Raw genomic sequence first — 14,273 nt, 5'->3', positions numbered from 1 at the left:
AGAAAGCGGGTCAAAACAGGTCCAACCGGGACGGAAAGAATCAGGGGTGTGCCAGCACGGCCAGTGCCACGGCTTGTGCGCGGGGCACGAAGGTGGACAGCTCGCAGTACTCGCGTTCGGTGTGCGGGTGGCCACCCACGGGGCCGGTGGCGCACAGGGTGGGCACGCCCACCGAGGCGGTGAGGCCGCTGTCGGCTGCGCCGCCGGTGAACTCACCTTGCACCTCAAAGCCCAGCGAACGGGCGCCCTGCTGGTACAGCGCCAGCAGGTAATCGGGCGTGGGCTTCATTGGCAGGGAACGGCGCGTGGTGGTGATGCGGCCCTGGGTGCGGGGCACGGACTCCTCTTCGACGATGGTGCGCACGCGCTCCAGCAGGTCGTCGGGGTTGGTGTCGGCCGTGAAGCGCAAGTCCACCTCGGCACGTGCGTGAGGGGCCACCATGTTGGGCACGATGCCGCCCTGCACCACGCCCACGTTGCAGGTGATGCCCGTGGCAGTGTCGGTCAGCGCGTGCAGCGCCAGGGTCTTGCGGGCCAGGGCGTCAATGGCGCTGGCGCCTGCGGCGTGGTTGATGCCCGCATGTGCGGCCACGCCCTGCACCTCGAACTCTACCACCATCGAGCCCTTGCGACTCGTGACCACGTTGCCGCTCACGCGGCCGGGCTCGGCATTGAACACCGCACGCGCGCCCCGCACGCGGGCCATGATGAGATCGCGCGTGGCGGGCGAGCCGACCTCTTCGTCGCACGAGAAGAACAGGTGCAGCGGGGCCTTCAGCCCACCGCAGCGAGCAAGGGCCTCGGCGACAAACACGTTGAGCACCAGGCCCGACTTCATGTCGGCCACGCCGGGACCATAGGCGCGCCCCGCTTCCTCGCGGTAGGGGCGCTTGGCCACCGTGCCATCGGGAAACACCGTGTCCATGTGCCCCATGAGGATGATGGGGGCGCCGCCGGTGTCCGTACCTTCCGCAGGGTTGACCTGCGCGTGCAGCAGCACGCCATAGCCAGGCACGGGCTCGAACTGCACGGGCACACCGGCCGCCTGCAGGCGCTCGGCCAAAGCATGCGCCACCGCCGTCACGCCCGCTTCATTGCGGCTGCCGCTTTCGATGTTGACCACTTTTTGCAACAGGTCTTGCATGGCCTGCTGCTGCCGGGCCAGCCAGTCCAGCACCTGAGCATGCACCGGCAGTCGGGTTTCGTTCGAGGTATTGAGCATCTTTGTCCTTGGGCAATGCCCGGGTGGGGGCAAAATTTGGGTCGCAGTGTTGCATGCGACTCCGGGTTTTGCAACGTATTTTGCACGATTGAGTATTTTATGAAATCATCATTGCAAGAAACCACCGCCTTGCTGACCGAGCGGCTGGCCCGCCAGGATGCCGACCTGACCGCCAGCGAACGTGCATTGGCCGAGGCGCTGGGGCGCGACTACCCCCATGCCCTGCTGGAGTCCGCCACCGCCCTTGCTGCGCGCACAGGCACCAGTGCATCGACCGTGGTGCGGCTGTTTGCCAAGCTGGGCTACGGCAGCTATGCCGAGGCGCAGCGCGAGGCACGGGCCGAGGTCACCGCCCTGCTGCAAACGGCCGGGCAGCGCGCCCCCGTCACCATCGGCACCCGGCGCAGCCTGCAGCAGTGCGTGGACGATGCACTGCTACACGACCAGCACAACCTCACCGCCACACGCGACGGACTGGACATGGTGGCCTTCGAGGCCATGGTGGCGCGCATCGCGCAGGGCAAGGGCCGCATTTTTGTGCTGGCGCAGATCAACAGCGCCCCGGTGGCCGCCTGGCTGGCGCTGCACCTGAACATGTGCCGCCCCGGCGTGCACGAGCTGGGGGCTGGCGCCGTGGACGCCACCGATCAGCTGCTGTGGGTTCAGCCTGAGGACGCCCTGCTGGTCTTCAGCATTCGCCGCTACGCGAGCGGGCCGGTGAAAGTGGCGCAGCGCTTTCGCGACGCGGGCGCCCAGGTGCTGGCCATCACCGACAGCGCCGCAGCGCCCTTGGCCGCGTTGTCTCACCACCGGCTGCAGGTGCGCACGTCCAACGCGTCGCCGTTTGACTCGTACACCGCCGCGTTCTTCCTGTGCAATGCGCTGGTGTCGGCCGTGGCGCAGCTGCGGCACAAGGCGGTGTCCGAGGCGCTGAAACGGCGCGACGACCTGTGGACGGATTTTGAGTCCCAGCTCATCGTGGAAGGCCCTTCGCCCACCGGTCGAAGGGGCAAGCGCTAGCCTGCGCGCAGCACGCGTCTCCGGCAACCGTGGGGCCATGAAAAAAGCGCTCCGAGGAGCGCTTTTTCATACCACCGCGCCGTGCGACGCGGAGTGCAAGGCAGCGTTCAGTGCTGCAGGATCTTGTTGAGAAAGTCCTTGGTGCGGGGCTGGCGCGCATCGGGGTTGTTGAAGAACTCGTCCTTCGAGCAGTCTTCCAGGATCTTGCCGCCCACGTCCATGAAGATCACGCGGTTGCTCACCTTGCGCGCAAAGCCCATTTCGTGGGTCACGCACATCATGGTCATGCCTTCGTTGGCCAGGCCCACCATCACGTCCAGCACTTCGCCCACCATTTCGGGGTCGAGTGCCGACGTGGGTTCGTCGAACAGCATCACGATGGGGTCCATCGACAGCGCGCGCGCAATGGCCACACGCTGCTGCTGGCCGCCCGAGAGCTGGCCGGGGAACTTGTCCTTGTGCGCAATCAGGCCCACGCGCTCCAGCATCTTGAGGCCGCGCTTCTTGGCGTCGTCCGCACTGCGGCCCAGCACCTTGATCTGCGCGATCGTCAAGTTGTCCGTCACCGACAGGTGGGGGAACAGCTCGAAGTGCTGGAACACCATGCCCACGCGGCTGCGCAGCTTGGGCAGGTTGGTGCTGGGGTCGTGCAGCTTCACGCCATCGACCGTGATCTCGCCCTTCTGGAAGGGTTCGAGCGCATTGATGGTCTTGATGAGCGTGGACTTGCCCGAGCCCGACGGGCCGCACACCACCACCACTTCACCCTTGTTGATGGTGGCCGAGCACTCGTTGAGCACCTGCACCGGGCCATACCACTTGGACACGTTCTTGAGTTCGATCATTTCTTTTTCCTCAATCCAATCTCTTTTGCACCAGCGTCGATCAGCGGATGATCGCGATCTTCTGGTGCAGGCGCTTGACCATCCAGGACAGCGCGTAGCACATCACGAAGTACAGAACCGCAGCCGCCAGGTACGCCTCGATCGGACGGCCAAAGTTCTTGCCTGCCACTTCAAAACCCTTGAGCATGTCGTAGGCACCAATGGCATAGACCAGCGACGTGTCCTGGAACAGGATGATGGTCTGCGTGAGCAGCACAGGCAGCATGTTGCGGAACGCCTGGGGCAGCACCACCAGCTTCATGTTCTGGCCGTAGGTCATGCCCAGCGCCTGGCCTGCATACACCTGGCCGCGCGGGATGGACTGGATGCCCGCACGCATGATTTCGCTGAAGTACGCAGCCTCAAAGGCGATGAAGGTGATGACCGCCGACACTTCTGCGCCGATGGGGCGGCCGATGATGGCCGGCACCAGCAGGAAGAACCACAGGATCACCATCACCAGCGGGATGGAGCGCATGCCGTTGACGTAGATGGTGGCGGGCACATCCAGCCACTTCTTGCCCGACAGGCGCATGAGCGCCAGCACGGTGCCGAACAGCACGCCGCCCACAGTCGCCACCAGCGTGAGGATCAGGCTGAAGTACAGCCCCTTGAGCACGAAGTTGGAGATCAGGTCCCAGTTGTAGAAGGAGAAATCGAGATTCATATCAGTGCCCCCCTCCGGCCACGCCACTCACGACCATGCCCGGGATGCGCGCACGCTTTTCAATGAAGGCCATGATGCGGTTGATGGCAAATGCCGAGAGGATGTACAGCGTGGTCACCGCCAGGTACACCTCGATGCCGCGCGAGGTTTCTTCCTGCGCCTGCATGGCGAACATGGTGAGTTCAGCCACCGACACGGCAAACGCCACGGACGAGTTCTTGAAGATGTTCATCGTCTCGCTGGTCAGCGGCGGAATGATGATGCGAAACGCCATGGGCAGCAGCACATAGCGGTAGGTCTGGAACGTGGTGAACCCCATGGCCATGCCGGCATAACGCTGGCCGCGTGGCAGGGCCTGAATGCCCGAGCGCACCTGCTCGGCGATACGCGCCGAGGTAAAGAAACCCAACGCCAGCACCACCAGTGCAAAACCGGGCACGCCGCGCAGCACCGGGAACAGGGTAGGCAGCACGTGGTACCAGAGGAAAATCTGCACCAGCAGCGGAATATTGCGAAACAGCTCGACCCAGGCATTACCCAGCCGAACGACCATCGGACGGTCCTGCAACGTGCGCAGCGTACCGATGATGGAACCCAACACAAGTGCCAGCAGCAGCGCCAGCAGCGAAACGGACACGGTCCAGCCCCAGGCCGACAGCATCCAGTCCAGGTACGTGATGTCGCCGCCCTTGCCAAAGCAGCTTTGCACGACTTCCCGGTCCATGGTGTCCTGGCAGAACACCTGCCAATCCCAACTCATAGGAGCACCCCTTCAAATTTTGGTTATGCGTTGGGCGCCACCCTTGGCCCACCCAACAAAAAAGCCCCTTCAAACCGGTTGGCCGAAGGGGCACAAGCGTTGCGAAGATTACTTCTTGGCGTAGTCTTCCATGGGCTTGTCGTTGGGGTTGGCCCAGGCTGCCTTGGTGGCTTCAGACATGGGCAGACCGATCTTGGTGTTGGTCGGTGGCACGGGTTGCATGAACCACTTGTCGTACAGCTTGGCCAGCGAGCCGTCGGCGATCTGGCGCTTGATGGAGTCGTCCACGGCCTTCTTGAAGGCAGGGTCGTCCTTGCGCAGCATGCAGGCGATGGGTTCCACGCTCAGAACTTCACCAACGATCTTGTAGTCGGCGGGGTTCTTGGACTTGGAGATGTTGGCAGCCAGGATGGAGCCGTCCATCACGAACGCGTCAGCGCGGCCGGTTTCCAGCATCAGGAAGCTGTCAGCGTGGTCCTTGCCGAACACTTCCTTGAAGTCGATGCCGCCTGCACGTTCGTGCTTGCGCAGCGTCTGCACGGAGGTCGTACCGGTGGTGGTGGCCACGGTCTTGCCGTTCAGGTCCTTGATGGAGTTGATGCCCGAGCTGGCCTTCACCACGGTGCGCACTTCTTCCACGTAGGTGGTCACGGCAAAAGCCACGTCCTTCTGGCGGGCGGCGTTGTTCGTGGTGGAGCCGCACTCCAGGTCCACGGTGCCGTTGGTCACCAGGGGGATACGGTTTTGCGAGGTGACGGGCTGGTACTTGATGTCCAGCTTGGCCAGGCCCAGTTGCTTCTGGATGTCGTGCAGGACGATTTCACCCATTTCGGTGTGGAAACCCACGTACTTGCCGTTGCCCAGCGTGTACGAAAGACCCGAAGACTCGCGCACGCCGAGCGTCACGCTGCCGGAGGCCTTGATCTTGGCCAGAGTGTCATTGGCCTGGGCAAATACGCTGCCAGCAGCCAAGGCGGTCACGGCAACCGCGAGCAAATGTTTCTTCATAGGGATCTCCTTGTGTTGAAAACGAAAAAAGGGGGGGATTTTAGAGACAGGGGCCTGCCCGGGGTCTCCGGTCAGGACCGCACTCCAAAAAGGGGTAACTCGCAACCAGGGATATTAGTCAGAACGGGACCTGGTCGGTAGGGTATTTCCAGAAGTCGCGCAACAAGTAACTGACCGGCAAGTTCAGCACCGTGTTGTTGGGCGGGATGGGTTTGTTGAACCACTTGTCGTAAATCGGATAAATCTCGCGGCTGGTGATCAGGCGGCGCATTTCCTCGTCCACCAGCTTTTTGAACTCGGGGTCATTCTTGGGCAGCATGATGGCCAGCGGCTCGGTCGTCATAAACCGGCCCACCACCTTGAGCGCCTTGGGGTCGGGCCGCCCTGCAGCCAGGCCGTACAGCAGCACATCGTCCATCACAAACGCGTCGGCCTCGCCCTTTTCCACCATCTCCACGGCCTTGGCATGGTCGGGGGCCTCCACGATGGTGATGCCCATCAGCCGTTCGCGGTTGGCCTGGTCGGCCGCCTTCAATGGCGTGGTGCCTTTGGTGGACACCAGCTTCTTGCCGTTGAGGTCCTCCACCTTGTCGATGGGGCTGGCCGCCTTGACCAGGAGACGCGCGCCGGTGATGAAATGGGGGATGGTGAAGGCCACCTTCTGGCGCCGCTCGGCGTTGTTGGTGGTGGAGCCACACTCCATGTCGGCCTTGCCCTGCTCGATCATGGCGATGCGGTTGGCCGGGGTGACGGGCACCATCTCGACCTCCATGTCCTTCTTGCCGGTCTTCTTACGCACCAGCTCGGCCATGCGCAGGCACAGGTCCAGCGCGTAGCCCACCGGCTTGCCCGACTGGCTGTCGACATAAGAGAAAGGCACCGAGGATTCGCGGTAAGCGATGACCAGCTTGCCACCGCCAGCCACGCGCTCCAGCACGCTGGCCTGCGCAGACGCACCGACCGCACAGCACAGTGCTGCGAGGCCCCAGGCCAATCCCCAATGCTGAACTTTCATACGATGCCTCTGTGAAGGAATGAACCGGGTTTGCAATCTTCGTGCCACCGTGGGGCCCTGCCAAGGCACACGCTGCTGTCCACCGATCCGGCGATGGCGCAGACTGTACGTGTCGTTACGGTGAAATTCCAATGCCGTTTGCGCGCACAACTATGCAAACTGTTTATGTCCGTATTTACCCTTAGCATGAAGCCGCTTGGGCCTGCAGGTAGCTCCACAGCGCCTGCGCGGTGCCTTTGGGGGTGTCCTTGCCATTGGGCTTTTCGCGGTAGGCGCGCACATCCATGGTCATTTGCAGGCCTTCAGCGTCCGGGGGCGCGGCGCTGACAAGGCGGCGCGAGCGCAGTTCCTTCTTCACGGCGCTGTGCGGCAAGAAGGCCACGCCGTGCCCTTCCAGCGCCATGGCCTTGAGACCCTCGGCCATGTCGGTCTCGTACACGCGCTCCAGGTGGATGGGTGTCTGCGACTGCTTGAGGATGAGTTCGGTCACCCGCCCCAGGTAAGCGCCGGGCGCATAGCCCAGGTAGGGCAGCGGCTGCCCCGCGCGGCCCGGCAGGCGGTGCACGGGCTGGCCGTCAGCGTCGGCCTTGCTGTAGGGCGATAGCACCTCCTGCCCCAGGCTGACCATCTCATAACGGTCGGCGTCGAGCTGAAACGGCTGCGAAGGGTGGTGGTAGGCAATCAGCAAATCGCAACCGCCCTCCACCAGCCGCATCACGGCGTCGTGCACATTCAGCGCAATCAGGCGGCTTTTGAACGGGCCGAACTTGTCGTGCAGGCTGGACACCCAGGCCGGAAAGAACGTGAACGCCAGCGTGTGGGGCACAGCAAACTCGATCATGTCCTTGCCCGCGCTGGTGTGCGCACGCAGCATGGCGCGCGTGTTCTGCAGCGACTGGAGCATCTCCAAGGCCTGGTCGTACAGGGTTTTGCCGGCCGGGGTCAGCCGGGTGGGGTAGGAGCTGCGGTCCACCAGATCGGTGCCGGCCCAAGCCTCCAGCGCCTGGATCCGCCGCGAGAACGCGGGCTGGGTCACATGCCGCAGCTGCGCTGACCGGCTGAAGCTGCGGGTTTCCGCAAGACTGACGAAATCTTCAAGCCACTTGGTTTCCATCGGCGCATTATCCGCGCGCGGGCTGGAGCCTGCTGGCCGCAGGCATGAGGGTTTACACAGTGCGGACGCGGCGCACCAATGGTGTGCATGCATAGCAACCCATCGCATAATAGAAAGCGGCGCCTACAGCGCTCCGCGTCGAGGCCCCTGGTGCACAACACTGCCGGGCAGGGCGACCCGCCTATCCCGTGTTTGTTCTCCTCCTCCCCCTGCCCCATGTCCTCCTCCTCCCCCCAAGGGCCTGCGACTGACGCACTGCCCGGCGCTGCGAGTCCCGAGGCCGAGCCCCGCTCGCTGCGCCTTGAAGACTGGCTCACCGTCATCGTCATGGCGGCCCTCGCACTCATCACCTTTGCCAACGTGCTGGTGCGTTACTTCACCAACTCCTCGTTTGCCTGGACCGAAGAAATCTCGGTGTTCCTGATGATCGCGCTGGCGCTCATCGCAGGTTCTGCCGCCGTGGCGCGTGACCAGCACATCCGTATCGAATACTTTGCCGAAGGCGGCTCTGCGCTGCGCAGCAAACGCCTGTCCATGCTGGGCGCGGCCACGGTGGCCCTGCTGTTTGGCGTCATCGCCGTCCTGAGCGTGCGTGTGGTGTGGGACGACTACAGCTTCGGCGAAACCTCGCCCGGCATTGGCGTGCCGCAGTGGTGGTACTCGATCTGGCTGCCTGTGTTCTCGGCGCTCATCACGGCGCGCGCCATCGGGCTGTTCATTCGCCGCAGCCGCAGCACGGTCAGCGATGCCGCCCCGGCGCCCAAGGACGCCCAGCCATGATCGCCACGCTGCTCTTTGTGGCCTTCCTGGGCCTTATGTTTGTGGGCGTGCCCATTGGCGCCGCGCTCGGCCTGGCCGGTGCCGCCGCCATCGCGCTGGCCAATGCCGACAGCCAGTGGTTTGGCTTGCTGGCTGTGCCACAGAACTTCTATGCCGGTCTGGGCAAGTACCCGCTGCTGGCCATCCCGATGTTTGTGCTGGTCGGCTCGATCTTCGACCGCTCGGGCGTGGCGCTGCGCCTGGTGAACTTCGCCGTGGCCATCGTGGGCCGCGGCCCGGGCATGCTGCCGCTGGTGGCCATTGCCGTGGCCATGTTCCTGGGCGGCATCTCCGGTTCGGGCCCGGCCAATGCCGCCGCTGTGGGCGGCGTGATGATTGCAGCGATGTCGCGTGCAGGCTACCCGCCTTCGTTCTCGGCCAGCGTGGTGGGTGCGGCTGCCGCTACCGACATCTTGATCCCGCCCTCGGTGGCGTTCATCATCTACTCGGTGCTCGTGCCAGGTGCCTCGGTACCCGCGCTGTTTGCGGCCGGCATGGTGCCCGGCGTGCTGGCGGGTGTGGCGCTGATCGTGCCCGCCGTGTGGATGGCGCGCAAACACAAGATGGGCGCGCTGGAGGCCGAAATGCCCCGCCCCCCATTCTGGAAGAGCCTGCGCGAGGCCACCTGGGGTCTGGCAGCGCCGGTGCTGATTTTGGGCGGCATGCGTGCGGGCTGGTTCACGCCCACCGAGGCAGCCGTGGTGGCCGTGTTCTACGGCCTGTTCGTGGGCATGGTGATCCACCGCACGATCACCGTGCGCGACCTGTTTCCCATCCTGCGTGAATCGGGCGAGCTGTCGGCGGTGATCCTCATCGTGGTGTCGCTCGCGGGCATCTTTGCGTATTCACTCTCCACGTTAGGCGTGATCGACCCGGTGGCCAACGCCATCGTGAATTCGGGTCTGGGCGAGTACGGCGTGCTGGCGCTGCTCATCGTGCTGCTCATCACCGTGGGCATGTTCCTCGACGGCATCTCGATCTTCCTGATCTTCGTGCCGCTTTTGTTGCCCATCATGCAGCACTACCAATGGGACCCCGTATGGTTCGGCGTGATCCTGACCCTCAAGGTGGCGCTGGGCCAGTTCACCCCGCCGCTGGCCGTGAACCTGATGGTGTCGTGCCGCATTGCCGGTGTGCGCATGGAATCCACCGTGCGCTGGGTGGGCTGGATGTTGTTTGCCATGTTCCTCGTGATGGTGGCCGTGATCGCCTTCCCGCAACTGGCCCTGTGGCTGCCCGCCAAGCTGGGCTACTGACCTCTTTTGATGAATTTCTAACCAGGAGACTGAAACAATGAAACTGCGCACCTTCCTCACTTCCGCCGTGGCCGCTGCCGCCGCCCTGGCGTTCACCGCCCCAGCCGCCATCGCGCAAACCGCCTACAAGAGCGAATACCGCATGTCGCTGGTGCTGGGCACCGCCTTCCCCTGGGGCAAGGGCGGCGAGCTGTGGGCCAACAAAGTGCGCGAGCGCACCAATGGCCGCATCAACATCAAGCTGTACCCCGGCGTGTCGCTGATCCAGGGCGACCAGACGCGCGAGTTCAGCGCGCTGCGCCAGGGCGTGATCGACATGGCCGTGGGCTCCACCATCAACTGGTCGCCCCAGGTCAAGCAGCTCAACCTGTTCTCGCTGCCCTTCCTGTTCCCTGACTACGCGGCCGTCGATGCGGTGACGCAGGGGGATGTGGGCAAGCAGATCTTCACAACGCTGGAGAAAGCAGGCGTCGTGCCCCTGGCCTGGGGTGAAAACGGCTACCGCGAAATCTCCAACTCCAAGCTGGCCATCAAGAGCCCTGCCGACCTCAAGGGCCTGAAGATCCGCGTGGTGGGCTCGCCCCTGTTCCTCGACACATTCACCGCGCTGGGTGCCAACCCCACGCAAATGAGCTGGGCCGACGCACAGCCCGCGTTTGCCAGCGGCGCCGTGGACGGCCAGGAGAACCCCATCGCCGTATACCAGGCCGCCAAGCTGCACACCGTGGCGCAGAAGCACATCACCATGTGGGGCTACGTGAACGACCCGCTGGTGTTCGTGGTGAACAAGGACATCTGGGCGTCGTGGACCCCAGCGGACCGCGAGATCGTGAAGCAGGCCGCCATCGACGCCGGCAAGGAAGAAATCGCCATCGCCCGCAAGGGCATGGTCGAGGCCGACAAGCCCCTGCTCAAGGAAATCGCGGCCAACGGCGTGACCGTCACACAGCTGTCCGCCGCCGAGCGCGACGCGTTCGTGAAGGCCACGCGCCCCGTGTACGAAAAGTGGAAGGGCCAGATCGGCGCCGACCTGGTGGGCTCCGCCGAGAAGGCCATTGCCGCCCGCAAGAAGTAATCCTTCAACGGACCCGGCACCGGTGCGTGGCAGTCGCCCGGTGTTTGCCCAAGCCCCGCCATGGCGGGGCTTTTTGCTGGGCGGGCATAAAGGCAACTGCGGGTGACAGGCCTGCGAGATTACTATCTATTTGATAGCAATCAAGGCATATTGCACTAGCGCCACCCGCCACTTTCACTTCAAATCATCAGGGACTGGGTGCTTGACCGCGTTTTTGCGCAGCTTGTGCTCCACCGCCTCGGCCAGGTCCACGCCCGCGTGGTCCGCCAGCTGCAGCAGGTACAGCAGCACGTCGGCCACCTCATCGGCAATGGGCTCTTTCAGCGCCGGGTCCTCACGCACCGCGAGCGACTGCTCCGGCGTCATCCACTGAAAGATCTCCGCCAGCTCGGCCGCCTCCACCATCAGCGCCATCGCCAGGTTCTTGGGCGTGTGGAACGGCTGCCACTGCCGCTCTGCCGCAAATGCGCGCAACCGGGCCTGCAGCGCCGTCAGATCGACAGACATTTCATTGCTCCTGATTCAATAGCTACCAGCGCATATTCCACCTGCGCTAGCGGCCTGAAAGATCTGAAACCCATCACACCGGCGTGACCGGTGCCTCGCCCGCCAGGTGACGCCGGGCGTTCTCCATGAACCGGTCTACCGAGGCCTGCACGGCCTCGGGCGACCAGCCCGCCACGTGCGGTGTGAGCACCACGTTGTCCAGGTCCAGCAGCTCGGCCGGGGGCGCGGGCTCGCTCTCGTACACATCCAGGCCCGCTGCGGCGATGCGGCCTTCGCGCAGCGCGGCGGCCAGGGCAGCGGTGTCGATCACGCTGCCGCGGGCGATGTTGACCACCACGCCACGTGGGCCCAGCGCATTCAACACGTCTGCGTTGACCAGATGTTTGGTGCCCGCGCCGCCGGGCGTGGCGATGACAAGAAAGTCTGCCCACTCGGCCAGCGCTGCCACATCGGCAAAGTAGCGGTAAGGCACATCGGTGCGGGCACTGCGGTTGTGGTAGCCCACCTCAATCTCGAAGCCCAGGGCGCGCTGCGCAATCTTCTTGCCGATGGTGCCCAGGCCGATGATGCCTAAGCGCTTGTGCGACACATTGGGGGGCAGCGGCAAAGCGGTGCGCCAGATGCCAGCGCGGGTGGCCTTGTCCAGCGGCAGGATGCGGCGCTGCGCCGCAATCAGCAGGCCCCAGGTGTGGTCGGCCACGCAGTCGTCGTTGGTGCCCGCACCCGTAGCCACCACGATGCCCCGGGCCTTGGCGTAGTCCACCGCCACGTTCTCGTAACCGGCGCCGAGCGCGCAAATGAGGGTGAGCGCGGGCAGCGCATCGATCTGCGCCGGGCTCAGGCCCACCGAGCCGATGGTCAACACCACCCGCACACGGCTGCCGTGCTGCGCGATGGCAGCGGCGGCCTGCGGCGCGTCAGGGGCGTAGATCACTTCAAAGGTCTGGGCCATCTGGGCGATGTGCTCTTCAGACAAAAACATGAGGGCGAGAAGGACGGGCTTCATGGATGACAAATCGCGAAACAAATGAAAGAGAGAAAGACGCTGCTCAAGCGGAGGCATCGCTTTGCTGGAGGGACCACATGCTCGCGTAGCGGCCCCCCAAGGCCAGCAGCTGCGCGTGCGTGCCGCGTTCGATGATGCGGCCCGCGTCCATGACCAGGATCTCGTGCGCTTCCACCACCGTGGACAGGCGGTGGGCAATCACCAGCGTGGTCTTGTTCTGCGCCACGCCCTGCAGCTCGGCCTGGATGGCGCGCTCGTTGGCGGAGTCCAGCGCGCTGGTGGCTTCGTCAAAGATCAGGATGGGCGGGTTCTTGAGCAAGGTGCGGGCAATCGCCACGCGCTGCTTTTCACCGCCCGAAAGCTTGAGCCCCCGCTCGCCGACCATGGTGGCGTAGCCCTTGGGTGTGCTGGCGATGAAGTCGTGGATGCGCGCGGCGCGGGCGGCGGATTCGATCTCGTCCTGGCTGGCGCCAGGGCGGCCATAGGCGATGTTGTAGGCCACGGTGTCGTTGAACAGCACGGTGTCTTGCGGCACGATGCCAATGGCCTGGCGCACGCTGGCCTGCGTCACGCTGCGGATCTCCTGCCCCGCAATGCTGATGCGCCCCTGCTGGATGTCGTAGAAGCGGAACAGCAGCCGCGCCAGCGTGCTCTTGCCCGAGCCCGAGGGTCCCACCACCGCCACCGTCTTGCCCGCCGGGATCTCGAAGCTGATGCCTTGCAGGATGGTGCGCCCGCCCTTGGCGTCATAGGCAAACACCACGTCCTCGAAACGCACGGTGGGCTGGTCCAGCCCCGCCAGCGGCTGGGCGCCAGGGGCGTCGGCCACCTCGCGCTCCTTGTCCATCAGCGTGAACATCTTGTCCAGGTCGGTCAGGCTCTGCTTGATCTCGCGGTAGATCACGCCCAGGAAGTTGAGCGGGATGTACAGCTGGATCATGAAGGCATTGACCATGACCAGGTCGCCCAGCGTCATGCGGCCATCGACCACGCCCTGCGTGGCGCGCCACAGCATGGCCACCAAGCCCACGGCAATGATGAGCTGCTGGCCGGTGTTGAGCATGGACAGCGTGGTCTGGCTCTTCAGGCGCGCTCGGCGCAGGCGCTCCAGGCTTTCGTCGTAGCGGCGGGCCTCAAAGCCTTCGTTGTTGAAGTACTTCACCGTCTCGTAGTTGAGCAGCGAATCCACGGCCTTGGAGTGCGCGGCCGAGTCGAACTCGTTGGCCTCGCGGCGAAATTTGGTCCGCCACTCGGTCACCAGCACCGTGAAGGTGATGTACAGCGCCAGCGCTGCCAATGTGATCCACGCAAACCAGGCGTCGAACTTGATGGCCAGCACCGACAGCACCAGCACCACCTCGACCAGCGTGGCGACCACGTTGAACAGGGTGAAGGAGATCAGCGACTCGATGCCGCGCACACCGCGCTCGATGTCGCGCGTCATGCCGCCCGTCTGCCGCTCCAGGTGAAAGCGCAGGCTCAGGGCATGCAGGTGCTCAAAGGTCTGCAGCGCAATCGAGCGCGCCGCGCCCTGCGTGGCCTTGGCAAACACCAGCTCGCGCAGCTCGGTGAACAGCGAGGTGGACAGCCGCAGCGCGCCGTAGGCCACCAGCAGCCCCACCGGCACCACCAGCAGCGCGGCGGAGTCGCCCGGCTTCAGGCTCATGGCATCGACCAGCGTCTTGAGCAGGATGGGCACGCCCACGTTGGCGAACTTGGCGCCCACCATGAAGACGATGGCGGCGATCACGCGCCACTTGTATTGCCACAGGTAGGGCAGCAATCGGTGCAGGGTGGCCCAGTCCGACTGGACCGGTGCGGGGCTGGCGGCCGTGCCACTGGCAGTGGCACCGGCAGCGGTGGGGGCAGTTTCGCCGTGGTGGCGCATGGGGGACAATTCCGGTTGTTGTTTTTACCGAC

General features: G+C 64.5%; 14 protein-coding genes. 4 read left to right on the top strand and 10 right to left on the bottom strand.

Features of this window, described 5'->3' with window-relative positions; genetic code table 11:
- Positions 1-40: 40 nt before the first annotated feature.
- Positions 41-1,222 carry a M20 family metallopeptidase gene (locus ACOYR4_RS03875; protein WP_422848702.1) on the bottom strand — a complete coding sequence of 394 codons (1,182 nt, stop codon included), beginning with the start codon at positions 1,220-1,222 and terminating at the stop codon, positions 41-43.
- A 99-nt stretch (positions 1,223-1,321) separates the two neighbouring features.
- Between ACOYR4_RS03875 and ACOYR4_RS03870 the strand changes: the two genes are divergently transcribed.
- The gene (locus ACOYR4_RS03870) at positions 1,322-2,242 is read left to right on the top strand and encodes a MurR/RpiR family transcriptional regulator (protein ID WP_422848701.1); all 921 of its coding nucleotides are present in this window, start codon (positions 1,322-1,324) and stop codon (positions 2,240-2,242) included.
- 107 nt (positions 2,243-2,349) lie between these two features.
- Here ACOYR4_RS03870 and ACOYR4_RS03865 read toward each other — a convergent pair whose 3' ends face one another.
- The 6 genes from ACOYR4_RS03865 to ACOYR4_RS03840 form a co-directional block, all read right to left on the bottom strand.
- Positions 2,350-3,087 (bottom strand): amino acid ABC transporter ATP-binding protein, encoded by a 738-nt coding sequence (locus tag ACOYR4_RS03865; RefSeq protein ID WP_015012504.1) that lies wholly within the window; start codon positions 3,085-3,087, stop codon positions 2,350-2,352.
- Positions 3,088-3,127: 40 nt separating this feature from the next.
- The gene (locus ACOYR4_RS03860) at positions 3,128-3,793 is read right to left on the bottom strand and encodes an amino acid ABC transporter permease (protein WP_015012503.1); all 666 of its coding nucleotides are present in this window, start codon (positions 3,791-3,793) and stop codon (positions 3,128-3,130) included.
- A gap of 1 nt (position 3,794) precedes the next feature.
- Positions 3,795-4,553: an amino acid ABC transporter permease gene (locus ACOYR4_RS03855; protein ID WP_422848700.1), complete on the bottom strand. Its 759-nt coding sequence runs from the start codon at positions 4,551-4,553 to the stop codon at positions 3,795-3,797.
- Positions 4,554-4,661: 108 nt separating this feature from the next.
- The gene (locus ACOYR4_RS03850; protein ID WP_422848699.1) at positions 4,662-5,561 is read right to left on the bottom strand and encodes an amino acid ABC transporter substrate-binding protein; all 900 of its coding nucleotides are present in this window, start codon (positions 5,559-5,561) and stop codon (positions 4,662-4,664) included.
- Between the two features lie 118 nt (positions 5,562-5,679).
- Positions 5,680-6,576: an amino acid ABC transporter substrate-binding protein gene (locus ACOYR4_RS03845; RefSeq protein WP_110961429.1), complete on the bottom strand. Its 897-nt coding sequence runs from the start codon at positions 6,574-6,576 to the stop codon at positions 5,680-5,682.
- A 181-nt stretch (positions 6,577-6,757) separates the two neighbouring features.
- Positions 6,758-7,690, bottom strand: a complete 933-nt coding sequence (locus tag ACOYR4_RS03840; RefSeq protein ID WP_110961430.1) for a LysR family transcriptional regulator — start codon at positions 7,688-7,690, stop codon at positions 6,758-6,760.
- 216 nt (positions 7,691-7,906) lie between these two features.
- Here ACOYR4_RS03840 and ACOYR4_RS03835 point away from each other — a divergent pair, with 216 nt between their 5' ends.
- The 3 genes from ACOYR4_RS03835 to ACOYR4_RS03825 are packed head-to-tail and all read left to right on the top strand — an operon-like array spanning position 7,907 to position 10,840.
- Complete coding sequence (locus ACOYR4_RS03835; protein WP_422848698.1) at positions 7,907-8,470, top strand: TRAP transporter small permease; 564 nt, start codon at positions 7,907-7,909, stop codon at positions 8,468-8,470.
- A complete protein-coding gene (locus tag ACOYR4_RS03830; RefSeq protein WP_015012497.1) occupies positions 8,467-9,765 on the top strand; it encodes a TRAP transporter large permease in 1,299 nt (432 codons plus the stop codon). The genes ACOYR4_RS03835 and ACOYR4_RS03830 overlap by 4 nt, the downstream gene beginning before the upstream one ends.
- Positions 9,766-9,802: 37 nt before the next feature.
- Complete coding sequence (locus ACOYR4_RS03825) at positions 9,803-10,840, top strand: DctP family TRAP transporter solute-binding subunit (RefSeq protein WP_422848697.1); 1,038 nt, start codon at positions 9,803-9,805, stop codon at positions 10,838-10,840.
- 174 nt (positions 10,841-11,014) lie between these two features.
- On the opposite strand, the gene ACOYR4_RS03820 is transcribed toward ACOYR4_RS03825, so the two are convergent.
- The 3 genes from ACOYR4_RS03820 to ACOYR4_RS03810 form a co-directional block, all read right to left on the bottom strand.
- Positions 11,015-11,347 carry a nucleotide pyrophosphohydrolase gene (locus ACOYR4_RS03820; protein WP_015012495.1) on the bottom strand — a complete coding sequence of 111 codons (333 nt, stop codon included), beginning with the start codon at positions 11,345-11,347 and terminating at the stop codon, positions 11,015-11,017.
- Positions 11,348-11,420: 73 nt separating this feature from the next.
- The gene (locus ACOYR4_RS03815; RefSeq protein ID WP_422848696.1) at positions 11,421-12,353 is read right to left on the bottom strand and encodes a 2-hydroxyacid dehydrogenase; all 933 of its coding nucleotides are present in this window, start codon (positions 12,351-12,353) and stop codon (positions 11,421-11,423) included.
- Between the two features lie 43 nt (positions 12,354-12,396).
- Positions 12,397-14,241 (bottom strand): ABCB family ABC transporter ATP-binding protein/permease, encoded by a 1,845-nt coding sequence (locus ACOYR4_RS03810; protein WP_422848695.1) that lies wholly within the window; start codon positions 14,239-14,241, stop codon positions 12,397-12,399.
- Between the last annotated feature and the right edge of the window lie 32 nt (positions 14,242-14,273).

The organism is Acidovorax sp. M14 (assembly GCF_049331375.1).
Taxonomy (GTDB): Bacteria; Pseudomonadota; Gammaproteobacteria; order Burkholderiales; family Burkholderiaceae_C; genus Acidovorax.
The sequence above is the reverse complement of the archived record's forward strand: the minus strand, read 5'-3'. Positions and strand labels throughout refer to the sequence as shown.